A 23,801-nucleotide genomic window follows, 5' to 3' on the forward strand; every position below is an offset into this window, starting at 1 on the left:
AGGACACCGCCGAACATCCGTTACCGAAAGCCCCCCAACACTTGTTGGGGGGCTTTCGGCATTTCACAACAGTTTTGTCGACGGCAACTTGATAACGCTGCGGTAACGTCCCCCCGGTTCCCCTTTGGCAAGTCCTTCGCCTGCGTAACGTGGCCCGGGCAGATCCGTTGGGATCGTGCCGTGCGGTGCGCGTCCTCCCGGATCACCCGAGGTGACGAAGGGGAATCTGTGGTGACGAGCACGATGTCGAAACAACGTCCGGCTGTCAGAGCGGCTGTCGCCTTTGCAGGCTTGATGGTGGCCGCCGGCTCTGTCGCGGGGTGCACGAAGACCGACACGGCCAGCGGCGGATCGCTCCTCCAGCAACTACAGGACAGCGGAACGGTGACCGTCGGTTTCGCCGGCGAGGCGCCGTACAGCTTCGAACAGGACGGCCAGCTGACCGGCGCCACCGTGGCGTTGCACCGGGAAATCTTCAAGAACCTGGGCATCGACAACGTCGAAGGTGTGAGCACCGACTTCGGAGCCCTCATTCCCGGACTGCAGGCGCGCCGCTTCGACGTCGTCAGTGCCGGCATGTCGATTCTGCCGCAGCGCTGCGAGCAGGCAGCGTTCAGTGAGCCGGAATTCAACTACACGACCGCGCTGATGGTGCCCAAGGGCAACCCCGCGAACCTCACCGACATGCAGTCGGTGCAGCAGAGCGGTGTGCGGATGGCAGCGATGACCGGGGCGATCGAATCGGACTACGCGCAGCAACTGGGAATCGACGCGATGCAGGTGGCGTCGCCGCAGGACGGAATGGACGCTGTCGCCAACGGGCGTGCCGATGTCTTTGCGCTCACCGGGATCTCACTGAACTGGCTGGCGCAGAACAACCCGCAGGTCCCGGTGGAGGTGACCAACTCGTTCGTCGCCGTGATCGACGGGGTACCCCAGGTCGGTGCCGGCGGCACGGTCTTCCGCAAGGAGGACACCGAGTTGCGCGACGCCTACAACGCCGAACTCGCCAAGATCACTTCCGACAAGGAGAAGTACCTGTCGATCGTCGGACCGTTCGGATTCACCGCAGAGGAACTGCCCGATCCGAACCTGACCACCGCCAAACTCTGCGGCGAGACCGGCTGATCGACGCCGGGGTCTGCTGCCTGTGAAGGAGAACATCGACGCGCTGCTGGATGCGTGGCCGAGCATCCAGGAAGGCATCGTCGTCACGCTCCAACTGACGGCGGGAGGCGCGCTCCTGGCGTTCGTGCTCGCGCTCGCTCTCGGGTTGGCTGCCCGTGCCCACAACATCGTGATCCGGGGATCGGCTCGCGCGTTCATCGAATTCTTCCGCGGCACTTCGCTGTTGGTGCAGTTGTTCTGGTTGTTCTACGTGGTTCCGCTGTTCGGCTATCTCATCGACCCGGTGCTGTGCGGGATCCTCGCGCTCGGGCTGAACTACGGTGCCTACGGAGCCGAGGTGGTCCGCGGTGCGATCAACTCGGTGCCGCAATCGCAGTGGGAGGCGGCGACGGCGCTGGACTTCAGTCACTGGCAGCGGCTGCGCCGGGTGGTCTTCCCGCAGGCGTGGGCCGAGATGATTCCGCCGCTGACGAATCTGCTGATCCAGCTGCTCAAGGGCACCGCCCTTGCGAGCTACATCCTCCTGCAGGACCTGACGTTCGAGATCGACCAGCTCCGGCAGACGACCGGGAACACGCTGTTCGCATTCGGTGTGGGGCTCATCATCTACTTCGTCATCGGCTACGTGCTGACCTTGTTGATGAACGCACTCGAGGTGCGGGCGAAGAATCGCCTCGGTACGGGACCGTCTCTGCGTGAGATCTTCAGCCTCGCACCGTCCGATCCGCGGGGATTGGAGGCCGCGAAGCAATGAGCGTCCACTGGAGCTGGGATCGTGCGTTCGAGGCTCTGCCCGTGCTGCTCGAGGGTTTCAAGATCACCCTGATCGCCACCGTGCTCGGGTTCCTGATCTCCGTCGTACTCGGACTCGTCATCGCGTTGATCCGGCAGGCCGCACCGCGGTGGGTGAGTGTGCCGGTCCGCGCGGTCAGCGAATTCATCCGCCTGACCCCGCTCGTCGTGCAACTGCTGTTCGTGTACTACACGTTCACGGGACTGTCGCCGCTGCAGATCGGTGTGGCGGTGCTCGGAATTCACTATTCGACGTACATGGCCGAGGTGTATCGGGCGGGGATCGAGGCGGTGCCCGTCGGTCAATGGGAGGCGGCGCGGGCGTTGTCCATCGCACCGACCCGGACGTGGCGGGCGATCATTCTGCCGCAGGCCATCCGTCGCGTCGTCCCGGCGCTGGGCAATTACGCGGTGTCGATGTTCAAGGACACCCCGTTCCTGTTCGCCATCACGGTGGTGGAGATGGTGACGGCCGCGCAGCAGTTCGGCGCCCGGCACTTCCAGTACCTCGAACCGTTGACGCTGGCCGGTGTGATCTTCCTGCTCGCCAGCTACCCGACGTCCCTGCTCATACGGCGATTGGAGAGACGTCTTGCCCGATGACGCGAGCACAGCAATCCCGATGATCCGATTCGACGACGTCGTGAAGCAGTTCGGCGACCACGTCGTGCTCGATCACCTGGACTTTCAGGTCGAGCGCGGCGACCGCGTGACCCTCATCGGCCCGAGCGGATCGGGGAAGACGACGATCCTGCGGCTGCTCATGACCCTCGAGAAGGTGAACGACGGCGTCATCTGGGTGGACGGGGCGCCGCTGACGCACGAGGAGAAGGGCGGCAAACTCGTTCCGGCGTCGGAGAAGTACACACGCCGGATACGACGCCGGATCGGCATGGTTTTCCAGCAGTTCAACCTCTTCCCCAACATGAACGTGATCGAGAACATCACCGAAGCGCCGATCCACGTGCTCGGCCTGGACAAGGCCGTGGCCGCGAAGCGGGCACGCGAGTTGCTCGAGACGGTTGGTCTGTCGGACAAGGAGACCGCGCACCCGACGCAGCTGTCCGGTGGCCAGCAGCAGCGGGTCGCGATCGCGCGCGCCCTCGCGATGGACCCCGACATCCTGCTGCTCGACGAGGTGACGTCGGCGCTGGATCCGGAGTTGGTGGCGGACGTCCTCGACGTACTCAGGGACGTCGCGCGTACCACGGACATCACGATGCTGATCGTCACGCACGAGATGCAGTTCGCGCGGGACGTGTCGAACCGGGTGATGATGTTCGACGCCGGTCGCATCGTGGAAGAAGGCGACCCGGCCACGATCTTCACCGCACCGAAGCACGAGCGCACCAAGACGTTCCTGAAGGCCGTGCTGGCCGACTGACTCCCGGGCTAGCGCGAGGTGGTCGCGAGTTCCGGCTTGTCGGCGGGAGCGCGCCGTGCCAGCCGGCCCGCCATCCACGCGCACACCAGCAACTGCAGTTGGTGGAACAGCATGAGCGGCAGCACGATCAGGCCGATCGGCTGACTGGCGAACAGGACCGTGGCCATCGGAAGACCGGTGGCGAGGCTCTTCTTCGACCCGCAGAACGTGATCGTGATCTGATCGGCGCGGTCGAACCCGAGTCGCTTCGACCCGAACCAGGTGAGGGTCAGGACGATCGCGAGCAGGACCGCGCACACCGCGAGCAGGCCGAGGAGCCGGCCGGCGGACAGTGTGCCCCAGATTCCCTCGTTCATTCCTTCGCTGAATGCGACGTAGACGACCAGCAGGATGGATCCGCGGTCGACGAGCTTGAGCGGTGCGCCGTGCTCCTTCACCCACGGGCCGATCCACCGTCGCACGGATTGGCCGGCGATGAACGGGAGCAGCAGCATGACGAGGATGCCGATCGCGGACGACGCGTCGAAGCCCGCCCCCTCGCTCGTCATCAGCAACGCCACGAGCAGCGGAGTGACGACGATGCCGAGAATGTTGGAGAACGACGCGCTGACGATCGCCCCAGGCACGTTGCCGCGGGCGATCGACACGAACGCGATCGACGACTGGACGGTCGACGGCAGCAGGCAGACATAGAGAAGGCCCAGATACAGCGGCTGGGTCAGGATCGTCGGGACCAGCACGCGGGCGGCGATTCCGAGGAGCGGGAAGATGACGAACGTCGCCGCGAGGATGGTCAGGTGCAGACGCCAGTGACGCAGGCCCTGCAGCGCCTCCTGCGTGGAGAGCCGGGCGCCGTAGAGGAAGAACAGAATTCCGACGGCCACCTTCGTGGCCCAGGTGAACGCCGTCAGGGCAGTGCCGTCGGCTGGGACCAGGCTGGCGATCCCGACGGTGATCAGGATGCCGATGATGAACGGATCGAGTTTTCCGAGCAGCGGGATCTTCGTCAGCATGGTTCGACCGTAAGGAATGCGCGGATATTTCGAAAGGCGATAGTGGCGTTTACTGTAATGCCGAAACGTGATAACAATGAGCCATGCTCGATCCGGTTCACCTGCGGAGCTTCCTGGCGGTCGCGCGCACCAAGAGCTTCACCGCCGCCGCCCGGCGCCTGGACCTGCGGCAATCGACGGTCAGCCAGCATGTCGGAAAGCTGGAGAACGCTGCGGGTCGCCGCCTGTTTCTGCGGGACACGCATTCGGTCGAGTTGACCGCGGACGGCTCCGTGATGGTGGGGTTCGCGACATCGATACTCGAGCGGCACTCCGACGCCGAACGCTACTTCACGCAGTCGGGGGTGCGCGGACGCGTCCGGTTCGGGGCGTCCGAAGATCTGGTTCTGCACGAACTCCCCCGGATTCTGGGCGAGTTCCGGCGCAGCCATCCGCTCGTGGATCTGGAACTCACCGTGGCGTTGAGCGAAGTGCTGTTTCGGCAACTGCACGAGGGCCGACTGGACCTGGTCTTCGGGAAGCGTCGCCGAGGAGACCAGCACGGGGAACTGGTGTGGACCGACCGGTTGGCGTTCTTCGCCGCACCCGATTTTGTGCCGGACTCCGAGGGGCCGGTGCCGCTGGTGACGTATCCGCCGCCCTCGATCACGCGGGCAGCGGCGCTCGACGCCCTGGAGAAATCCGGCCGCGGCGCGCGGGTTGCCTGCGTGACGGACAGCTTGAACGGGTTGCGGGCCGCCTGCCTTGCGGGTCTCGGGGTCGTGTTCCACGCGGAGACCCTTCCACCCGCGGGGCTGGTTCCGGTGCGGATGCGTTCGCGCGACGAGTGGGGGCCCGCGGTCGACGTCGAATTCGTGCTCGAGGCCCGCCGGAGTGTTCTCAGCGAACCGGAGCAGGCTTTGCGCGCCGCCATCCTCGAGAACGCGGATCGACTTCGCGCGTGACCTCGGTGGGAGGGCTGCTCCACCGAGGCCGCCGAGCTGTCAGGGATCGAGCCCCGGCGTCCGGCGCGCCCGTGGAGATAGAGCTCACAGTGGCCGTCACGGCATAGACCCGGCACCGGTGACCGGCGTATAAATACATCTTGTGTCTATGTTGTATTCCGCCGCGGAGCAGGCCTATCGCGAGGTCAAGGAGCTCATCCTGTCGGGCGGTCTGCCCGGCGGTGAGCTGATCAGCGAGGGCGAGATCGCCGGACGCATGGGGCTCAGCCGCACCCCGGTGCGCGAGGCCTTCCTCCGGCTCGAAGCCGAAGGCTGGATGCGGCTGTACCCGAAGCGGGGCGCGCTCGTCGTGCCCGTCGCGGACGGCGAGGCGGAACACGTGGTCGACGCCCGCCAACTCGTCGAGACACACAGCGTCCAGGTGCTCGCCGATCAGCCGCACGCCCGCCAACTCCTCGTCGCCCGCCTGCGCGAGAACCTCGCGGAGCAGCGCGAGATCGCCGAGCGAGGCGACGTCGCCGCCTTCAGCGCCGCCGACGCCGACTTCCATCGGATGATCGTCGAGGCAGGCGAGAACCCGCTGCTCGCGACGTTCTACTCCAGCATCCGCGAGCGGCAGCGCCGCATGACGGCACACTCCATCACCCGCGACCCGGGACAGCTGCCCGGAATCATCGCCGACCACGAACAGCTGACCGAACTCGTCGAAGCCGGTGACGCCGCCGGCTTCGACACCGCGGTGCTCGTCCACATGCGCCGGGTCCACGCCCTCAACCCGAGAGGAGTCGCGCGATGACCGCCGTCCGCGAATGCCCGACGGAGATGCCGCAGGCCCTCGCGTCGCCGCGCACCTGGATGCTGGTGGCCGCGACCATGTTCGCCGTCGCCTGGGGCGGCAACGAGTTCACGCCGCTCCTCGGCATGTACCGCGCCGATCACGGATTCTCACCGGTCACGGTCGATCTTTTCCTGTTCGCCTACGTCGTCGGGATCGTGCCCGCGCTGCTCCTCGGCGGACCGCTCTCCGACCGGCTGGGGCGCCGGCCGATCCTGCTTCCGGCCCCATTCCTGACGGTCGCCGGCTCCGCGCTCCTGGCCCTCGGCGCCGACTCCGCGGCGATGCTCATCGTCGGCCGCGTCCTGTGCGGCGTCGCGCTCGGCCTCGGCATGGCCGTCGGCGGCAGCTGGGTGAAGGAGCTTTCGACGGCGCCGTGGGATCCCGCGGCCACGGACGGTGCGGGTGCGCGGCGGGCCGCGATGAGCCTGACCGGCGGGTTCGGCCTCGGCGCCGGTGTCGCCGGTGTCCTCGCACAGTGGGCGCCGCTGCCGAGCGTCCTGTCCTACGCCGTGCACAGCGCGATCGCCGTCGCCGCCGCCGTCGCACTGTGGCGGGCGCCCGAGACCCGCGCGGCCCAGCCCGCCTCCGAACGAGTCTCCCTCGCCCGCGACCTCGCGATCCCGTCCGCCGCGCACAAGCGGTTCCTGTTCGTGATCGTGCCGCTCGCGCCGTGGGTGTTCGGCACGGCGGCCGCGGCCTACGCGGTGCTGCCGTCGCTGATGTCCCGGAACACAGGTGGGCTGCCGCTCGCGTTCTCCGCGCTCATGTGCATGGTGGGCCTCGGGGCGGGATTCGCCATCCAGGCTCTCGGCCGCAAGATCGACACTCCCCGCAACGCGCGGGCCGTCGTGGTCTCGCTCGTGGTCGTCGTCGCCGGAATGGGTAGCGCCGTCGTCGCGGCGTCCGCGCTGACCGTTCCGCTCGCGCTCGCCGCGGCCGTCGTTCTCGGCTGCGGATACGGCATGGCGATGGTGTCGGGACTGCAGGAGATCCAGCGGATCGCAGGCCCCGACGACCTCGCCGGACTGACCGCGGTTTTCTACTCGCTGACGTACCTGGGATTCGGGACGCCCGCCGTGATGGCCTATCTGTCCGAGACGTTTCCGGCGGTGACGTACCCGAGGATGTTCGTGTTCGGGGTGATCGCGGCCGCCGGCTGCCTCGCGCTCGCAGTCACGAAGTGGCGCGCGCACCTGCCGAATTCGGCAGCGGCGTCAGATCACATCGACGGCAGCGTCTTCTCCCCGAGCCACGAATCCCACAGCAGGCGCAGCGATTCGTCGGTGTAGTGGGCGGCCAGGTCGGTGAACTGCTCGCTCGTGACGGTGGAGTGGCGATGGACGTGGGTCCACTCGCGCAGCAACGTGAAGAACTTCTCGTCGCCGAGTCGGCGCCGTAGGGCGTGGAGGGTGAGCGCGCCGCGCTTGTAGACGCGGTCGTCGAACATCAGCTGCGGTCCCGGATCGGCGATCACCAGGTCCTGCGGTTTGCGGGCCAGGCCCTGATGCGCCAGCAGAGCGAGCTGATGCGCCGAATGTCCACCGGAGTTCTCCGACCAGATCCACTCGGCGTAACAGGCGAAGCCTTCGTGCAGCCAGATGTCCCGCCACTGGCGGAGCGTCAGGCTGTTGCCGAACCACTGGTGGGCCAGTTCGTGCGCCACCAGACGTTCGGCCCATCGCCTGCCGGTGCAATGGTTGGCGCCGAAGATGGACAGTCCCTGCGCCTCGAGCGGGATCTCCAACTCGTCGTCCGTCACGACCACCGTGTAGTCGGCGAACGGGTAGGGGCCGAACAACCGGGAGAACACGTCCATCATCTGGGGCTGCCTGCCGAAGTCCACGTCGAACGACGCCCGCAGCCGCGGCGGGTGGACGGCGAACATGGGAACACCGCCGGAACCGAACCTGCGGCGCTCGTACGGCCCGATCTGGATGGTGGCGAGGTAACTCGGCATCGGCTCGGTCTGCTCGTACACCCACGTCGTCTGACTGGCCCGGGTCTGCTTGCTCACCAGTGCACCGGTGGCCAGCGTGTAGTACGGCGAATCGGTCGTGATGGAGATGCGGTAGCTGGCCTTCGAGCTGGGATGGTCGTCGCACGGGAACCACGAAGCCGCGCCGTTGGGCTGACTCGCGACGAGAGCGCCCTCGGACAATTCCTCCCAGCCGACCTCACCCCACATGCTGCGGATCGGTTTCGGCGAACCGCCGTACTGGACGGTGAGCACGAGGGCGCCGCCCGCGGGGATCTTCTGCGCGGGCGTGACGATCAGCTTGCCGTTGCGGTGCAGCCACTTCGTGTTGCGGGAACCGTTGGCCGCGACCTTCGTGACGTGCATGCCGGGCACCAGGTCCAGGGCGAACCGGGACCGTACCGCGGTGGTGACCGCGGTGATGGTGGCCTTGCCCGCCAGCCGGTTGCTGTGGACCTTGTAGGTGAGGTCGAGTTCGTACCGGGACACCCGGTATCCGCGGTTGCCGTTCTGGGGGAGGTACGGGTCGACCGGCTCGTCCATCCCCTTGTCGGACTTCACGTGGCCGCCCAGGGGGCGATCGGGTTCCCCTGCCACCGCGTCGACGGCGGCACGGTGTCGCCGCGCATGACGAGGGAGGCCGGTCCGACCGTGCCGCCTTCGCCGATCCGGGCGGCGGGCAGCGCGACACAGTGCGGACCGAGGGTGGCTCCGGCTCCGAGGATGACGGTGTCCATGGACATGATCCGATCATGGAACAGGTGAGTCTGCACCACGCACCCCCGTTCCACGGTCGCTCCGTCGCCCAGCGTCACGAGATCGGCCTCGGGGAGCCAGTACGTTTCACACCACACACCCTTGCCGATGGTGGCGCCGAGGCCCCGCAACCAGACGTTCAGGACGGCGGTGCCGGTGGCGGCGCGAGCGAACCAGGGTGCGGCGACGGTCTCGACGAATGCGTCCGACACCTCGTTCCGCCACACGAACGAACTCCACAGCGGGTGCTCGATCTTCCCGATCCGACCCACCACCAGCCACTTCGCGATCACGGAGATCAGTCCGGCCGCCGCACCCGCGACGAGGAGGACGAGCCCGCTGGCCAGCGCCGCGAGCCAGAACCCGACGCGGCCGGCCATCACCTCCAGTGCGAACAGCACGCCGAGCCCGATCCCGAACGTCACCATCACCGGAAGGAGACGGCACGTTTCGACGACGGCACGCGCGACCTTGAGCCGGAACGGCGGACGGAACGTGCGGGAGGCGTCGGTGTCGCCGGGTGCCCGGCGGAGGCGGACGGGGGGACTGCCCAGCCAGGAGGAACCGGATTTCGCCTTCGACGGCGTGGCCGAGAGGACCGCGACGAGACCGTTCTTGGGGACCCGGCGGCCCGGACCGGTCATCCCGGAGTTGCCGAGGAACGCGCGCTTGCCGACCTTCGCGTGTTCGATGTGCATCCAGCCGCCGCCGAGTTCGTAGCTCGCGATCATCGTGTCGTCGGCGAGGAACGCACCGTCCGCCACGGTGGTGAACTTCGGCAGCATGAGGACGGTCGACGCTTCGACGTTCTTGCCGATCCGGGCGCCGAGCAACCGCAGCCATCCCGGGGTCAGCAGGCTCGCGTACAGCGGGAACAGGAACGTGCGGGCCGAGTCCATGAGCCGTTCGGTGGCCCACACCTGCCAGCCGACGCGGCTGCGGACCGGGTGGTAGCCCTCTCGCAACCGGATCGACAGCAGCCGGACGGACACCACCGTGAGAACGGCGAACACGATGAGGCTGACGAGCGTCGCGACGGGAAGGATCACCAGCGACTGGAGCGCGGCCGCCCCGACCGTGCCCGCGTCGCGGATCCACCACCCGACGACCACGATGCCTGCGACGAGGGCGAAGATCGGCAGACCGGCGATGAGCATGGACGTCACGCCGAACGTGGGAACCCAGTAGGCCGCGCGGCGCGGGGTCTCCTCGGGCCACGGGTGGACCGCCTTGCCGACCTTGACCGCCGGTGATCCGGCCCAGTGCTGATTGGCCTTGACGCGTCCGAACACGGCGGAACCGGCCTCGACCTCGGCGTTACGGCCGATGGTGGCGCCGGGCAGCAGCGTTGATCGCGCACCGACCGAGGCGCCGGGACCGATCTTGATCGCGCCGATGTGGACGACGTCGCCGTCCACCCAGTGCCCGGACAGGTCGACCTCCGGTTCGACCGAGCAGCCGTCGCCGAGTTCGAGCATGCCGGTGACCGGCGGCAGGGTGTGCAGGTCGACGCCCTTGCCGACGTCGGCGCCGAGCGCCCGCGCGTAGTAGAGCATCCACGGGGCCCCGGACAGGTTCGCGGCGCCGCTGGCCTCGGTGAGACGCAGCGCCACCCACAGTCGCAGATGTTCGCTGCCGCCGCGGGGATACGTTCCCGGTTCGAGTCCGCGCAGCAGGATCCGTGCGCCGAGCACCGAGATCGCCATCCGGCCGACCGGGCTGATGAACGCGAAGAACGCGAGCAGAATCCACCACCACGACACCGTCGGCGCCCAGGACACGGTCGTGAACCGGGAGAAGACATTGTTCGCGATGGCCAGCCACGTCACCCACTGCAGACCGGTGAGCGTGGTGAGCGGGACCGTCGCCGCGATCTGCGCAAGCTGGCTTCGCCGCGGAGTCGGGGTGACGATGCGGGGTTCGACGGCGTCGATCGGCGCCAGCTCGTCGAGGTATTCGGCAAGTGAACCGAGCCGCGGATGGTCGTAGAGTTGCGCGACCGTCACCTCGGGGAAGCGTTCGCGCAGCGCCGTGACCAGCTGGGCGGCGGAGAGGGAACCGCCGCCGAGTTCGAAGAAGTCGTCGTCGGTTCCGGTGATCTCGGCGCCGAGAATCGACGTCCACAATTCGGCGACCCACGCCGGAGTGCCCTCGAGGCCCAGCTTCTCCGCTGCGTCGTCGACGCCCGGCGGCGGCCAGGGAAGGGCGTTCCGGTCGACCTTCCCCGACGTCCGAGTGGGGAGTTCGTCGACCAGCACCAGTCGCGGGACCAGCGCGGCCGGGAGTTGCCCGGTGAGCGCGGTGTGCGCGGCCTTGAGGTCGAAGTCGGGATTGGTGCTGGCCAGGTAGCCGACGAGGATCTGATGACCGGCACCGGTCCGGCGCACGGCCGCCGCCGCACCGCCGACGCCGGGGAGGTTCTGCAACGCGTTGTCGACCTCGCCCAGCTCGATCCGCCTGCCGCCGAGTTTCACCTGGTCGTCCGCGCGGCCCTGGAACAGGAGTCCGCGCGTGTCGAGCCGGACCAGGTCGCCGCTCCGGTAGGCCCGATCCCAGCCGAGCGTCGGCATCGGGGCGTACTTCTCGGCGTCCTTCGCCGGGTCGAGGTAGCGGGCCAGCCCGACCCCGCCGATGACCAGTTCGCCGACCTCTCCCTCGGGCACGGGTTCGCCTGCTGCGTCGACGACGGCGAGATCCCAGCCGTCCAGCGGGAGGCCGATGCTGACGGGGCTCCGGCCGTCCATCAGGGCGCCGCAGGCCACGACGGTCGCCTCGGTGGGGCCGTACGTGTTCCACACCTCGCGGCCGTCGACGGCGAGGCGTTCGGCCAGTTCGGGCGGGCAGGCCTCGCCACCGAAGATCAGCAGGCGCACGGCCTCGAGGGCCTCGGCGGGCCACAGCGATGCCAGCGTCGGCACGGTCGAGACGATGCTGACGTCGCGGGCAACGAGCCACGGGCCCAGGTCCATGCCGCTGCGCACCAGCGACCGGGGTGCGGGAACGAGGCAGGCGCCGTGCCGCCACGCCAGCCACATCTCCTCGCAGGACGCGTCGAACGCCACCGACAGCCCGGCGAGCACCCGGTCGCCGGGCCGGATCGGGTCTTCCTGCAGGAACATCCGGGCCTCGGCGTCCACGAACGCGGCCGCGTTGCGATGGTTCACCGCGACACCCTTGGGGGTGCCGGTGGAACCGGACGTGAAGATGATCCAGGCGTCGTCGTCGACGGTCGGCGGGCGGGCGCTCGGCGCGTCGGCCCTGGCCGGCGCGGTGCCGGCGACGATCCCGGCACCGGTCACGACGCACCGCACCTGCGCCTCACCGAACACGAGTTCGGCGCGTTCCTCGGGGTCGTCCGCGTCGACCGGCACGTAGGCGGCGCCGACGGCGAGCGTCGACAAGATGGCGACGTACAGCGAGCACGACCCGGACGGCATGCGGATTCCGACGCGGTCGCCGGCCCCGACTCCCGATTCGGCGAGGACGTCGGCGGTCTGCCGGATCTCCTCGAGCAGTTCCTGGTACGTGAGCGACGTGGTGCCGTCGTCGATCGCGGGGGCTTCGGGGCTCGCCTCCGCTGTCGCGAACAGGATGTCGACGAGGGTGCGCGGCGCCGGTGCGAATTCACGGCGGAGGAATTCCCGGGGTATACGGAGCGACAGGTCCGAATCCGTCGGCGACTGGAGAGACAATCCAGGATTCCTTCTCTGAGCGGGTAGTGGTGCGTTCGGCTCGTTATCTCACGATCAAGTGGCCAGATGGTGAACAGTTGGTGTTCGGTACGACTCCTTCGACCATTCTTCACCTGCTGTTGGAGGTTTCTCGCCGCGGATGTAGAAGTTCGCTCCTTTTCTTCGTCGTCTGGTCAGAGGGAGCACCCGAGTTCCCTCGCATCGAGGAAGGATGACTTCATGTACTACCTGGCATTGCTGGCGGGCGAGAAGAACGCCACCGAATGGGGACCGGACAGTCCGGAGTTCGCCGTGGCGATGGGACGGCATCAGGCGTTCTGGGAAGGGGCGGGCTCCGCGCTCGTCGGCGGTGGGGCGCTGTACCCCAGCGCGGAGGCGGCGGCCATCCGGAACGAGGACGGCCGCGCGCTGATCACGGACGGTCCGTTCGCGGAGACGGCGGAGGTGATCGGCGGCTTCTACGTCCTCGAGGGTTCGGATCTGGACGAGGTGCTCGAACACGCGCGCCGCATCCCGGAGGCGTCCGAGGGTTCGGTCGAGTTGTGGCCGATGTTCGAGTGGATGCCCGTGACCGATCAGAAGGGCTGCTGGCTCGCGTTGCTCCGCGAACCGGTGGCGGCGGCCGTGTCGCCGGGCACACCCCAGTGGGACGAGGGGATGGCCGAGCACGAGAAGTTCGGCCGTGTCGCCGGTTCTGCGGTCCGCGGCGGCGGAGCCCTGTATCCGCCGGACTCCGCGACGACGATCCGCGTCCGGGACGGGGAACTTCTGCTCACCGACGGTCCCTTCGCCGAGACCGCGGAGGTCGCGAACGGCCTGTACGTGCTGGCCGCAAACGACCGGGAGAGCGCGATCGCGTTGTCGGCGAAGATCCCGGTGTCGCCTAAAGGGTGCATCGAACTCCGGCAGATCGTCGCCGACGCCGAGTGATGGACGGCGACACTCTGAGCCGCGTCTTCCGGGAGGAGTCCGGGCGGGCGCTGGCCACCGTGGCACGGATGGTCGGCGACCTGTCCCTCGCGGAAGACGCGGTGCAGGAGGCGTTCGCCGAGGCGATCCGCAGCTGGCCGGATTCTGGTGTGCCGAACAACCCGGGCGCCTGGATCACGACCGTCGCCCGCAACCGGGCACTCGACCGGTTGCGCCGGGAGTCGCTGCGCGGCGACAAGGAGCACGATGCGGCGCGGCTCGTTCCGCCTCCGGACGAGGAAGAGGTGTGGCCGGTGCGTGACGACCAGTTGCGGCTCATGTTCACGTGCTGCCATCCCGCGCTGTCCTCGGAGTCGCAGGTGGCGTTGACGCTCCGGCTGGTGGCCGGGCTGAGGCCCGCGGAGATCGCCCGGTTGTTCCTCGCCCCGGAACCGACCGTGTCCCAACGGCTCAGCCGCGCCAAGGCCAAGATCCGGACGGCAGGGATCCCGTTCCGGGTTCCGCCCGACCACCTGCTCCCCGAGCGCACCCCGCAGGTGCTCGCCTGCATCTACCTGGTGTTCACCGAGGGCTATTCGGCGACGTCCGGTGACACCGCGATCCGGGACGAACTCTGCGAGGAGGCGCTGCGGCTCGCCCGGTTGCTGTGCGAACTGATGCCGGACGAGGGTGAGGCGTGGGCGCTGATGGCGCTCATGCTGTTCCACGACAGCAGGCGAGCCCAGCGGATCGACGACGCCGGTGATATCGTCCCTCTCGAATGCCAGGATCGCCGGCGGTGGGACCGGGCGAAGATCGAGGAGGGCGTCGTGTGCCTGCGGGCTGCCCGGCGCCGGGGAGGCGGTCCGTACAGCGCGCAGGCCACGATTGCCGCCGCCCACGCGACGGCGCCGAACTGGGAGGCAACCGACTGGGACGCCGTCGTCGCCGGGTACGACGAACTCGCCGCGTATGGCGACTCGCCCGCGGTTCGTCTCAATCATGCTGTGGCCGTGAGTTTCCGGGACGGTCCCGACACCGGTCTCGCCGAGGTGGACGCCCTCGCCGGGGAGCCGAGGCTCGCCCGGACGCACACCCTGCACGCCACCCGCGCCGACCTGCTGCGCCGAGCGGGCAGGCCGGCGGAGGCGAGCGTGGAATACCGCGCCGCGATCGGACTGGCGGCGAACGAACCGACCCGGCGTTTCCTGACCCGGCGGCTCGCGGAAGTGGACGGCGAAACCGCTGCCCGTCAGATCCGCCCGCGAGGCTGATGCTGGGTGATGCAGTGGATGCCGCCGCCCCGCGCGAAGATCTGCCGGGCGTCGACGGTGACGACGCGGCGACCCGGGTAGACGCTCGACAGGATGTCCCGGGCGAGGGCGTCGTGGGGGTCGTCGAAGCCGCACGCGATGACGCCGCCGTTGACGACGAGATGGTTGATGTAGCTGTAGTCGACCCACCCCTCCTCGTCACGCAGGACCGTCGGCGCGGGCACCTCGACGATCCGCCACGGCGCACCGGACCGGTCACGGCTGTCGGACAGCACCTTCAGGATCTCGGCGGTCACCTCGTGGTCGGGGTGGGACGGGTCGCGCTGGCAGTGCACCAGGACCACCCCGGGTGCGGGCAGGGCCGCGACGATGTCGACGTGCCCCTTGGTGCCGAACTTCTCGGAATCCCGGGTCAGACCGCGCGGCAGCCAGACGACGTGCTCGGCGCCGATCGTGCGCGCGAGTTCCGCCTCGACGCCCGCCGCGTCCAGGCCGGGGTTGCGCAGCGGGTCGAGTTGCACCGTCTCCGTGACGAGCACGGTTCCGTGGCCGTCCACCTGAATTCCGCCGCCCTCGTTGACCATCGACGACGGGACCGGCCGGGCGCCGGACCACGCCGTGACCGCCGCGCCGATCGAGCGGTCGCGGTCCCACGTGGCCCACTCCTGTTGTCCCCATCCGTTGAACACCCAGTCGACGGCACCGAGGCGGTCCTCCTCGTCGAGGACGAACGTGGGACCGATGTCGCGCATCCAGGCGTCGTCGAGTTCCGCCTCGACCACGTCGATGCCCGGGGACAGGTACTGCCGGGCGACGTTCCGGTCCACCGGATCGACGACCATGGTGACCGGTTCGAATTCGGCGATCGCGTGGGCGACGGCCGCCCACGCGGTCCGCGCCTCGTGGGCGTCGTCGGCGGTCGCGGTCATCGACGCCCCGAGGGGCGGGAACGCCATCCAGACCCGCTCCTGCGGTTCGGTCTCACTGGGCATCCGCCAGGTCATGACCGGGTCTCCGCGGCGGCGACCGTCGACGGGAGACCGTAAGGGTGCTCGTGGTCGACGGCGTCCGTGAGCCGGGTGTACGTGTCCGGCCTGCGGGTGGTCAGGAACGGGAAGAGGTCGAGCCAGTCCTTGCGCTGATCGAGGTCGAGGTCGGCCACCAGGACCGCTTCCTCGTCGCGGGGAGCGGACACCAGCACCCGGCCGTACGGGTCGGAGATGAAGGAGGAACCGTAGAAGTCGATGCCGCCCTCGTTGCCGCACCGGTTCGGGACCACCATGAATGTGCCACTGGTGATACCGTTTCCGACGATCACGTGCTGCCAGATCGGCTGCGTGTCGAACGCCGGGAAGCTCGGCTCGGACCCGATCGCGGTGGGGTAGACGAGGATCTCCGCGCCGCCGAGCGAGTACATCCGGGACACCTCGGGGAACCACTCGTCCCAGCACGTCGGCAGTCCGAGTGCGGCGCCGCCCAGTTCGGTCGGCCGGTAGACGGGGTAGGCGTCGTCGGCGGGGCCGCCGCGGAAGTAGGTGTCCTCGTAATATCCGGCGCTGACGGGGATGTGCAGCTTGCGGGTCCGGGACAGCAGTTCACCGGACGGGGACACGAGGATCGCGGTGTTGAAGCCGAGACCGTCCGGCCCGTCGGCCTTCTCGTACAGCGAGGCGTGGACGCAGACCTGGTGACGGGCAGCGGCGGCGGCCGCGAACGTGTAGGTGGGTCCGGTCGTGAGGTCCTCGGCGTCGCGTCCGGGTGTCCCGGTCGCGCGGGTGTCGGCGGGGTACTTCGACAGTGTGAGTTCCGGCAGGAACACCACCTCCGCGCCGAGGGCCGCCGCCTCACCGATCGCGTCGGTCAATGCGGTGCGCAATGCGTCCGCGTCGGCGCGCCAGCGGTGCTGCACCAATCCGACCCGCAGCGGAGTGCGGGCGGTTGCCGTGGAACGTGCTGGGGAGGCGGGTGCGGGCAGCGCGGTGATCGTGCGGATGGTCATCGTTGTTCCTTCGTTCTGGTGGTGACGGGGTTGTCGGTGGTGCGGTCGGTGGGCTCGGACATCACGACGTCGATCGCGCCGAGCAGGTGGGAGCGGGCATCGTCGGTGGAGATCTCCTTGCAGAGCCACCGCCCGGACAGTCCTTCGACGAGGGCGGTCATCGTGACCGCGGTGCGCCGGGGGTCGAGGGAGGGCGAGATCTCGCCGGTAGCCTGCGCCTGCGTGATCGCGTCGGCGATCTCCGCGACCCACGCGGCGGTGGTCCGCGCGAGGGGCTCCCGCAGCGCCTCCTCGTACACGGCGGAAGCACGTAACTCGTTCCAGGCCAGCGAGTTCTCCACGACCTCGGGGCGGTCCTGGATCTCGCCGAGGAGCGAGCGGGTGAGCCGGTCGCGAGCGGAGTCCGCGGACCCCTCGCCTTCGCTGCGGTAGTCGCGGGCACGGTCGTTGATGTAGTTCAGGGCAGCCTCGAGCAGGCCGATGCGATCCTTGAAGTGGTAGTACAGCAGTCCCGGCGAGACGCCCGCGACCTCCGCGACGTCGTTGACGCGTAGCCCGCGGATACCTCGCTGGGCAATGGCCGTCGCGCTGGCCTTCAGAATCGCGTCGCGTCGCTCGCTCATCGGGAATCTCCTTCGGTTCGTGTCGCGCTAGGACGACGGCGCTTCGACCGGGGCCACGTGTTCGGGCCACAGTCGCAGCGCGACGAGGTAGCCGGCCACGGCGATGACCGACGATCCGATCAGACTGACATCGACACCGTGCGCGATGTCGGCAAGCGGCCCGGAGTACAGCGACGTGTCGACCGCGAGCAGGCCGAACAGCGATCCGGCTGCCCAGGGGATGACGGCGCGCAGGTTCCAGCCGCCGGTGAACCAGTACCGTCCACCCTTCCGGCCCAGGTTGAAGACCTGGAGATCGACGGCGTCGTACTGCCCGCGCCGCGCAACCAGGAATCCGGCGACGTTGATCGCGACCCACGGAGCGGCGAAACCGTTGAGCACCAACGTCATCGCGGTGATCGAATCGACGGCGTCGACGACGAAGACGCCGATGTAGAGCAAGGCCACCGCGAGCGCCGACGTGATCAGCGTCGTGTGGACGCGGCGCAAGCGGGGGATCAGCGCCTCCAGGTCGAGCCCGCTGGCGTAGACGTTGAGGACGCCCTGGCCGAGTCCGCCCGCGAGGGCGACGAGGACGATCGGCAGCACGTACCAGCCGGGAGCCTCCGCCACCAGGTCGGCGACGTAGGAGTCGCTCAGCGTGGTGAATGTCGACGCGGTGAACGAACCGAACGCTGCGGTCAGGAACAGTCCGAAGAAGATGCCGGCCATGGTGGCGGCGACGATCGAACGGTCGCTGAACCGCACCCGGGAGATCCGCCTGCTGTAGTCGCCGAGCGTCGGGGCGTAGGACAGCGGACCGCCGACGGCGAGGACCACGGCCAGAATCCAGGTGGGCCAGAATCCGCCGAGCAGGTAGTCGCCGCTGCCCGCTCCGCCGTCGAAGTGGCCACCGAACGCGAAGACCCCCAGCAGGAGCAGGGCCGCGACGACGGGCAGCACGAACTTCTGGAGCGCGACCACCGTGCCGTGGCCGAACAGTGCGACGGCCACGATCTCGGCGGCGATGATGCCGTAGCCGAGGGCGAGCATGCCGTTGTCGACCGGTGTGCCGAACAGGCGGTGGGCGGCGGCGATCAGTGCATCCCCCGACGTCCAGACCGCGATCGCGGCGTATGCGAGGGCGAAGAGGAGGGTGAGCCCCGAGCCGATCATCCGTCCGCTCACTCCGAAGTGCGCACCACTCGACACGGTGTTGTTCGTGCCGGTGCGCGGGCCCAGGAGTGACAGGGGAGCGATGAGGAGCGTGCCGAGCCCGATGCCGATCGCGCTGGCCGCCAGCGCGCTGCCGAAGCTGAGCCCGAATGTGATGGGGAGCCAGCCGAACACGATCACGGAGAACGCCAGATTGCCGCCGAAGAACACCGCGAGCATGTTGAGCGGTCGCGAGTCGCGTTCCGATTCGGGGATGTATTCCACGCCGATCGTCTCGACGTGTCCGAACCGGTCCTCCGGCGGGGAGGGGGCGGTGTCGTCGAGGGGCGTCGTCGGGTCGAGATTCGTGGACACTGCGGACCTCACATTCGGGGCGGAGGTGACCGGTATCACGTCCTGTTGGGTACCGAACATATTCCAAACTGAAAATTCAGTCAAGACCCGACGGTGACGTGCGCCACCGCGGGCGGCGCGGAGTTTGCGCTGCTCCGGCGACCGGACTAGATATATGTGTGACCGTTCGTATCATGTATCTACCTGCCATTGGAGTGCCTGTGTCTGCCGCCGCCATCACCAGTCGTCTCGTGATCCGGTGGCAGCTGATCGGCTTCGTGCTCGTCGCCGTGATGGGGCTCGTCTACGTGGGTGCGAACTATGTGCGCCTCGACAACCTCCTCGGCTTCGGTGAATACACCGTGAACCTCGAACTGGAAACGTCGGGCGGCATCTTCACCAACGCCGAAGTCACCTACCGCGGCGTGCCGGTCGGACGGGTCGGGAACATGTCCCTCGCCGCGGACGGCGTCGTCGTCGAATTGAGGATCGACAAGAGCGCGCCCGACATTCCCGCGTCCACGAAAGCCGTTGTGGCAAACCGGTCGGCGATCGGTGAGCAGTACGTCGACCTGCAGCCGTCCGCCGATCGCGGACCGTTCCTGGTGGCCGGCTCCCGCATCGCGGCCCGCGACACGTCCACGCCGGTAGCCGTCGAGGAGTTGCTCGCCAGTACACAGGGATTGACCGAGTCCGTGCCGATCGACGCGCTCCACACAGTCGTGACGGAACTCGGCGCGGCATTCGACGGAAAGGGCGAAGACCTTCAGTCGCTGGCGGACTCGCTGTCCGGGCTCTCGACGTCGGGCGCCGAATCACTCGACCGTACCGTGGCGCTGGTGCGCGACAGCCGGACAGTTCTGGGCGCGCAGTCCGAACAGTTTTCGGCGATCAAGGATTTCAGTGCCGACCTCGACTCGCTCGCGGATCGCCTGCGTAGCAGCGACCCCGACGTCCGGCGGCTGATCGACAATGGAAATCCGGCGAGTGGGCAACTGGGGCAACTGGTCTCGGACGTCGGCCCCGGCGTCACGACGAACCTTGCCAACCTGTCCGCCACGGCGAAGGTGATCTCGGTGCAGGCGGCGGCCCTGCGAACCCTGTTCGTGTACCTGCCGGGCGTGGCGGCGGCGTCGTCGACGATCGCGCCCGACGACGGAACCGTTCACCTGGGCCTGGTGGCCGAGACGAACGATCCGCCGTCGTGCACCGTCGGGTACGAGGGGACCCGGGAGATCCTCCAGGAGATGAAGCGGCAGGATCCGAACTTCGACGACACGCAGCAGGACTTCCCGCAGAACACCGCCGCCACCTGTGCGGCCCCGCAGGGCAGTCTCACCGGCGTCCGCAGCGCGAACCGGATCGTGTTCGGCGACCCCGCCACCGTTCAGCCGTGGGACTCCACACCCAAGAAGGACCCGAACAAGCTGGACCTCAACCCGATTGCGAATCAGCTCGCCCCGCTGCTCGGAGTCACCCCCAACTGACGCGAGTCGTGGGACTCGGCGCCCGGACCCTCCCGGGTGCCGAGTTGACAACTGCGCGCCGATCCTGCAATCTTCGAAACAGGTCACGAGTACCAGCGTCAAGCCCCGGCTAGCTGGTCGGCAACCCTCCACCGCGGCGGGGTGCTCCGGGTGACGACCAGGCTGAGGTCCATACCGGACCCGGCAAGCGCGGACTCCGAGAGGGCACCGACCCTGCGACGAGTCCCTGACTACGAGGGATGTCGTGATGACTGCTGTATTGACCGCTGACGTGTGTGTTGCCCCCCTGGCTCAGGTTTCGGGTTCCGACCTGCGGGTTCCGCTCGTTCAGGGCGGTGACTGCACCTACGTGAACTTCGACTACGCGGCCAGTGCGCCGGCGTTGGCGCAGGTCACGGACCGTATCGGGGCCCTGCTTCCGACGTACTCCAGCGTGCACCGCGGCGCCGGCTACGCCTCGCGGGTGTCGACCGAGTGCTACGAGAAGGCCCGCGACTCGGTGGCCCGGTTCGTCGGAGCGTGCGACGACCAGGTGGCGGTGTTCACCCGCAACACCACCGACTCGCTGAACCTGCTCGCCGGGTGCGTTCCGGGCAGCACTGTCGTCCTCGACATCGAGCACCACGCGAACCTGCTGCCGTGGAAGGACTCTCGCGTCGTGCGGGCGGCGGATACCCTCGACGAGACCGTCCGGCTGCTCGTCGCCGAACTGTGCTCGAAGCCCACCGCCCTGCTCGCGGTGACGGGTGCCTCCAACGTCACCGGTGAGGTGCTGCCGATCGCCGCCCTCGCCGAAGTGGCGCATCGTTGCGGCGCACGGATTCTCGTCGACGCCGCGCAGCTCGCACCGCACCGCCGCATCGACATCGAGGAGTGGGGTGTCGACTACCTCGCCTTCTCCGGGCACAAGCTGTACGCGCCGTTCGGTGCCGGCGTGCTCGTGGGCCGCCGGGACTGGCTCGACGCCGCCGAGCCCTACCTCGCGGGCGGCGGCGCGGTCCGGAACGTGACCGTCGAATCCACCCAGTGGGCGCCCGCCCCCGCCCGGCACGAGGCGGGGACCCCCAACGTGCTCGGAGCCGCGGCCCTCGCCGCCGCGTGCGATGCGCTGTCCGAACTGGACTTCGGCACGGTGGCCGAACACGAGGCGGCACTCACCGGCAGGCTCCTCGACGGCCTCTGCTCCGTCGACGGCCTGGAGTTCCTGCGGCTGTGGTCGGACGCCCCCGACACCGTGGGGATCGTGACGTTCACGATCGACGGTTTCGAGCCGGGGGAGATCGCCGCCTACCTGTCCGCCGAACACGGAATCGGAGTTCGCGACGGACGCTTCTGCGCCCACCCGCTGCTGGGCCGCCTCGGCAGGCCCGACGGCGCCGTGCGGGTGAGCGTCGGTCTCGGAAGCTGCTCCGACGACGTGGATCGGCTGGTCGACGCCGTGCGCACCCTGGTGGCGGGACGCCGGAACTGGGCCTACGCCAAGGAGAGCGGCCAGTGGAATCCGGTGCCCGAGACCCGCTTTTCGCGAGACGCGCTAGTATGACGGCATGGCATCGCAGGCTGGGAGCACAATGATTGCTCACTGGTGCCGTCGGCATGTCGATCTGTGCCGAACCGCCTCGGGTATGTGTTCGAGCTGACCGGTCTTCCCGTTCCGTTTCACTCACACGCACACGTCATTCCCGAGGAACCCTTATGTCTCGAGACAATGCCTTCGTTTCCCGTCCCCTCCGCGTCGCCGTCGAACTGACCGGATCGGGACACCACCCGGCCGCGGAGGGCGCCGCAGGCACGCGGCCGATCAACGGCGCCGACTACTGGGTGGACCTGACCGCCGACTCGACGGATCAGCTCGACCTCACGTCGTTCCCGCCGAACGTCGTCCGGATCCGGGCCGCCGATCTGCGTGAGGCGCAGCAGGAGCGCGCACGGATCCGTGCCGAGATCGTCGCCGACGGCCGCGACCCCGACAGCGTCACCGTCCTGGTGGACCTCGAGGTGCTCATCGCCGCAGAAGCCCGCGCCGCGCGCAAGGAGCTGGCCCTCCTCGACAGTGCGCTGGACGCACCGCGCGCACCGGTGTCGTTGCAGTACATCGGAACTCCGGCCGGCCTCGCCGGGCTCATCGCCGACATCCAGGCGGCCGGCGTCGCCGACGGCGTGACCCTGCTCCCGCTGTCGCTGCCCAGGGTTCTCGAGCAGCTCGTCGACGGCACCCTCCCGTGGCTGGAGCAGCGCGGTCTCGTCACGTCCGCCGAAGCCGTGGACGAAGCGCTGCGCCGCTTCGACCTCCCCCGCGTCGAACGGGTGCTGGCGTCCTGACCAGGTCAGTTGCCGTTGTTCGCTGACCCCAGCGGAGTGGGCCGGTAGTACCGGCCCTCGTGATACAGCAGTGGAGCCGACGCGGAATCGTCGTCGGCCTCGGCGTGGACGCGGGTGACGAGGCCGATGACGAGCGTGTGGTCGCCGACCGGAATCAGCTGGTCCACGACGACCCGCATCCAGCTGGGAGTTCCGTGGAGCACCGGTTCGCCGGTGTCGAGCCGCGCCCACAGCGACTCGTCGGAGAACCGCTGGTCGGCGCTCCGCGAGAACCGCTGAGCCAGGTGCTGCTGGTGCTCCCCGAGCAGGTGGATCACCAGCGAGCCCGCCGAATGGAGCGCGTCGATGCTCGACGACGTGTTCGCGATGTTGAACGACACCAGCGGCGGGGCCAGCGAGACGGACGAAAACGAGGAAGCGGTGAAGCCGACCGGGCCCGACCCCGAGTCGAGGGTCACGATGGTGACGCCCGCCGGGTGACGACGCAGCGCTGCGCGGTAATCCTCCGCACAGATTCCGGGGGCGAGTTCGGGGTGGCGGGGGAGGTCCGAACCATCGACGGTATCGGCGTTCTCGGCTCTGTCGGACAAATCATTCTCCGGGTCGGCCCGTGTGGGCGCTGTGTCACTCGTTCACGAGATCTGACGTCAACTATAAGGGCGGGAACCGCCCGGTATTCAGTCGACGTCGATCGCCAGGCCCGCGGTGATCCGGACCAACTCCGAGAACGACGTGCGGAAGACGGTGTCCGGGTGACCGGCGGCCGCCCACAGTTCCGGGTACTCCGACAGGGCGTTGTCGACGTAGGTCGGGAGGTTCGTGGGATGGCCGAGCGGGGCGATACCGCCGATCGGCTGCCCCGTCGCGATCCGCACCATGTCGAGGGGCGCCTGGGTCAAATTTCCCTGCAGTCGTTTGCCGGTGTTCGCCAGGTCCACCTCGTGCGCCCCCGATACGAGGAGCAGGATCGGGTCGTCGTCGAGGAGGAACACCAGCGACTTGGTGATGGCGCCGACATCGACCCCCAGGGACTCCGCCGCCTCGGCCGCGGTGTGGGTGGAGTCGGGCTGGGTCACGATCACCCCATGGTGCCCTCGCGCGATCAGAGTCTCGGCGACATGCGCGGCGTGGGGGTGCAGGGGCGTCGGCATGAACCAAGAGTAGGTCCATTCCCCTG

At 68.5% G+C, this 23,801-nt stretch carries 22 protein-coding genes and 1 riboswitch; of the genes, 13 read left to right on the plus strand and 9 right to left on the minus strand.

The genetic code is table 11. The annotated features are described in order from the left end of the window. Positions 1-243: 243 nt before the first annotated feature. The 4 genes from ehuB to ehuA are packed head-to-tail and all read left to right on the plus strand — an operon-like array spanning position 244 to position 3,304. On the plus strand, positions 244-1,128 hold the full coding sequence (gene ehuB / locus MLGJGCBP_RS27845) for an ectoine/hydroxyectoine ABC transporter substrate-binding protein EhuB (protein WP_087559829.1): 885 nt from the start codon (positions 244-246) through the stop codon (positions 1,126-1,128). A 22-nt stretch (positions 1,129-1,150) separates the two neighbouring features. Continuing rightward, complete coding sequence (gene ehuC / locus MLGJGCBP_RS27850; protein WP_160099543.1) at positions 1,151-1,882, plus strand: ectoine/hydroxyectoine ABC transporter permease subunit EhuC; 732 nt, start codon at positions 1,151-1,153, stop codon at positions 1,880-1,882. Further along, a complete protein-coding gene (gene ehuD / locus MLGJGCBP_RS27855; protein ID WP_087559807.1) occupies positions 1,879-2,523 on the plus strand; it encodes an ectoine/hydroxyectoine ABC transporter permease subunit EhuD in 645 nt (214 codons plus the stop codon). The genes ehuC and ehuD overlap by 4 nt, the downstream gene beginning before the upstream one ends. Positions 2,524-2,542: 19 nt before the next feature. Beyond that, positions 2,543-3,304 carry an ectoine/hydroxyectoine ABC transporter ATP-binding protein EhuA gene (ehuA, locus tag MLGJGCBP_RS27860; RefSeq protein ID WP_160099611.1) on the plus strand — a complete coding sequence of 254 codons (762 nt, stop codon included), beginning with the start codon at positions 2,543-2,545 and terminating at the stop codon, positions 3,302-3,304. 8 nt (positions 3,305-3,312) lie between these two features. Here the strand turns inward: ehuA and MLGJGCBP_RS27865 are convergent, their stop codons facing one another. Beyond that, positions 3,313-4,317, minus strand: coding sequence for a bile acid:sodium symporter family protein (locus MLGJGCBP_RS27865; RefSeq protein WP_160099545.1), 1,005 nt, complete (start codon positions 4,315-4,317; stop codon positions 3,313-3,315). Positions 4,318-4,400: 83 nt separating this feature from the next. On the opposite strand from MLGJGCBP_RS27865, the gene MLGJGCBP_RS27870 reads away from it, so the two are divergent. From MLGJGCBP_RS27870 to MLGJGCBP_RS27880, 3 genes are all read left to right on the plus strand, one after another. Further along, entirely contained in the window at positions 4,401-5,261 is an 861-nt protein-coding gene (locus MLGJGCBP_RS27870; protein WP_160099547.1) for a LysR family transcriptional regulator, read from the plus strand. Positions 5,262-5,409: 148 nt separating this feature from the next. Beyond that, positions 5,410-6,057, plus strand: coding sequence for a GntR family transcriptional regulator (locus MLGJGCBP_RS27875; RefSeq protein WP_160099549.1), 648 nt, complete (start codon positions 5,410-5,412; stop codon positions 6,055-6,057). Then, positions 6,054-7,388, plus strand: a complete 1,335-nt coding sequence (locus tag MLGJGCBP_RS27880; RefSeq protein ID WP_160099551.1) for an MFS transporter — start codon at positions 6,054-6,056, stop codon at positions 7,386-7,388. Before MLGJGCBP_RS27875 ends, MLGJGCBP_RS27880 begins: the two co-directional genes overlap by 4 nt. On the opposite strand, the gene MLGJGCBP_RS27885 is transcribed toward MLGJGCBP_RS27880, so the two are convergent. Both MLGJGCBP_RS27885 and MLGJGCBP_RS27890 read right to left on the minus strand, forming a co-directional pair. Beyond that, on the minus strand, positions 7,319-8,617 hold the full coding sequence (locus MLGJGCBP_RS27885) for a M1 family metallopeptidase (protein WP_201453218.1): 1,299 nt from the start codon (positions 8,615-8,617) through the stop codon (positions 7,319-7,321). The genes MLGJGCBP_RS27880 and MLGJGCBP_RS27885 overlap by 70 nt on opposite strands. Positions 8,618-8,631: 14 nt before the next feature. Further along, entirely contained in the window at positions 8,632-12,522 is a 3,891-nt protein-coding gene (locus MLGJGCBP_RS27890; RefSeq protein WP_160099555.1) for a Pls/PosA family non-ribosomal peptide synthetase, read from the minus strand. Between the two features lie 219 nt (positions 12,523-12,741). Here MLGJGCBP_RS27890 and MLGJGCBP_RS27895 point away from each other — a divergent pair, with 219 nt between their 5' ends. Beyond that, positions 12,742-13,452, plus strand: coding sequence for a YciI family protein (locus MLGJGCBP_RS27895; RefSeq protein WP_160099557.1), 711 nt, complete (start codon positions 12,742-12,744; stop codon positions 13,450-13,452). Continuing rightward, positions 13,452-14,705: an RNA polymerase sigma factor gene (locus MLGJGCBP_RS27900; RefSeq protein ID WP_160099559.1), complete on the plus strand. Its 1,254-nt coding sequence runs from the start codon at positions 13,452-13,454 to the stop codon at positions 14,703-14,705. The genes MLGJGCBP_RS27895 and MLGJGCBP_RS27900 overlap by 1 nt, the downstream gene beginning before the upstream one ends. Here MLGJGCBP_RS27900 and MLGJGCBP_RS27905 read toward each other — a convergent pair. Genes MLGJGCBP_RS27905 through MLGJGCBP_RS27920 form a run of 4 tightly spaced genes read right to left on the minus strand, consistent with a single transcriptional unit; the run spans position 14,684 to position 18,836 of the window. Continuing rightward, the gene (locus tag MLGJGCBP_RS27905; RefSeq protein ID WP_160099561.1) at positions 14,684-15,709 is read right to left on the minus strand and encodes an agmatine deiminase family protein; all 1,026 of its coding nucleotides are present in this window, start codon (positions 15,707-15,709) and stop codon (positions 14,684-14,686) included. The two genes, MLGJGCBP_RS27900 and MLGJGCBP_RS27905, sit on opposite strands and share 22 nt — an antisense overlap. Further along, positions 15,706-16,704 (minus strand): nitrilase-related carbon-nitrogen hydrolase, encoded by a 999-nt coding sequence (locus MLGJGCBP_RS27910; RefSeq protein WP_160099563.1) that lies wholly within the window; start codon positions 16,702-16,704, stop codon positions 15,706-15,708. The genes MLGJGCBP_RS27905 and MLGJGCBP_RS27910 overlap by 4 nt, the downstream gene beginning before the upstream one ends. Further along, positions 16,701-17,327, minus strand: coding sequence for a TetR/AcrR family transcriptional regulator (locus tag MLGJGCBP_RS27915; protein ID WP_160099565.1), 627 nt, complete (start codon positions 17,325-17,327; stop codon positions 16,701-16,703). Before MLGJGCBP_RS27915 ends, MLGJGCBP_RS27910 begins: the two co-directional genes overlap by 4 nt. 27 nt (positions 17,328-17,354) lie before the next feature. Then, the gene (locus MLGJGCBP_RS27920; protein WP_087559826.1) at positions 17,355-18,836 is read right to left on the minus strand and encodes a purine-cytosine permease family protein; all 1,482 of its coding nucleotides are present in this window, start codon (positions 18,834-18,836) and stop codon (positions 17,355-17,357) included. 215 nt (positions 18,837-19,051) lie between these two features. Here MLGJGCBP_RS27920 and MLGJGCBP_RS27925 point away from each other — a divergent pair, with 215 nt between their 5' ends. The 4 genes from MLGJGCBP_RS27925 to MLGJGCBP_RS27935 all read left to right on the plus strand — a co-directional run bounded on the left by MLGJGCBP_RS27925 (position 19,052) and on the right by MLGJGCBP_RS27935 (position 22,624). Further along, positions 19,052-20,302: an MCE family protein gene (locus MLGJGCBP_RS27925; protein ID WP_160099613.1), complete on the plus strand. Its 1,251-nt coding sequence runs from the start codon at positions 19,052-19,054 to the stop codon at positions 20,300-20,302. 81 nt (positions 20,303-20,383) lie between these two features. Then, a riboswitch (SAM riboswitch) is annotated at positions 20,384-20,498 on the plus strand. A 51-nt stretch (positions 20,499-20,549) separates the two neighbouring features. Then, on the plus strand, positions 20,550-21,845 hold the full coding sequence (locus tag MLGJGCBP_RS27930) for an aminotransferase class V-fold PLP-dependent enzyme (RefSeq protein WP_160099567.1): 1,296 nt from the start codon (positions 20,550-20,552) through the stop codon (positions 21,843-21,845). Positions 21,846-21,873: 28 nt separating this feature from the next. Further along, complete coding sequence (locus MLGJGCBP_RS54380; protein WP_369325290.1) at positions 21,874-21,942, plus strand: putative leader peptide; 69 nt, start codon at positions 21,874-21,876, stop codon at positions 21,940-21,942. 55 nt (positions 21,943-21,997) lie between these two features. Further along, positions 21,998-22,624, plus strand: a complete 627-nt coding sequence (locus tag MLGJGCBP_RS27935; RefSeq protein ID WP_160099569.1) for a hypothetical protein — start codon at positions 21,998-22,000, stop codon at positions 22,622-22,624. Positions 22,625-22,629: 5 nt separating this feature from the next. Here MLGJGCBP_RS27935 and dszD read toward each other — a convergent pair whose 3' ends face one another. Both dszD and MLGJGCBP_RS27945 read right to left on the minus strand, forming a co-directional pair. After that, the gene (dszD, locus tag MLGJGCBP_RS27940; protein WP_087559824.1) at positions 22,630-23,214 is read right to left on the minus strand and encodes an NADH:FMN oxidoreductase DszD; all 585 of its coding nucleotides are present in this window, start codon (positions 23,212-23,214) and stop codon (positions 22,630-22,632) included. An 87-nt stretch (positions 23,215-23,301) separates the two neighbouring features. Then, entirely contained in the window at positions 23,302-23,775 is a 474-nt protein-coding gene (locus MLGJGCBP_RS27945) for a YbaK/EbsC family protein (RefSeq protein WP_087559784.1), read from the minus strand. Between the last annotated feature and the right edge of the window lie 26 nt (positions 23,776-23,801).

Source organism: Rhodococcus sp. T7 (assembly GCF_009872365.1).
In the GTDB taxonomy this organism is placed as follows: domain Bacteria; phylum Actinomycetota; class Actinomycetes; order Mycobacteriales; family Mycobacteriaceae; genus Rhodococcus_F.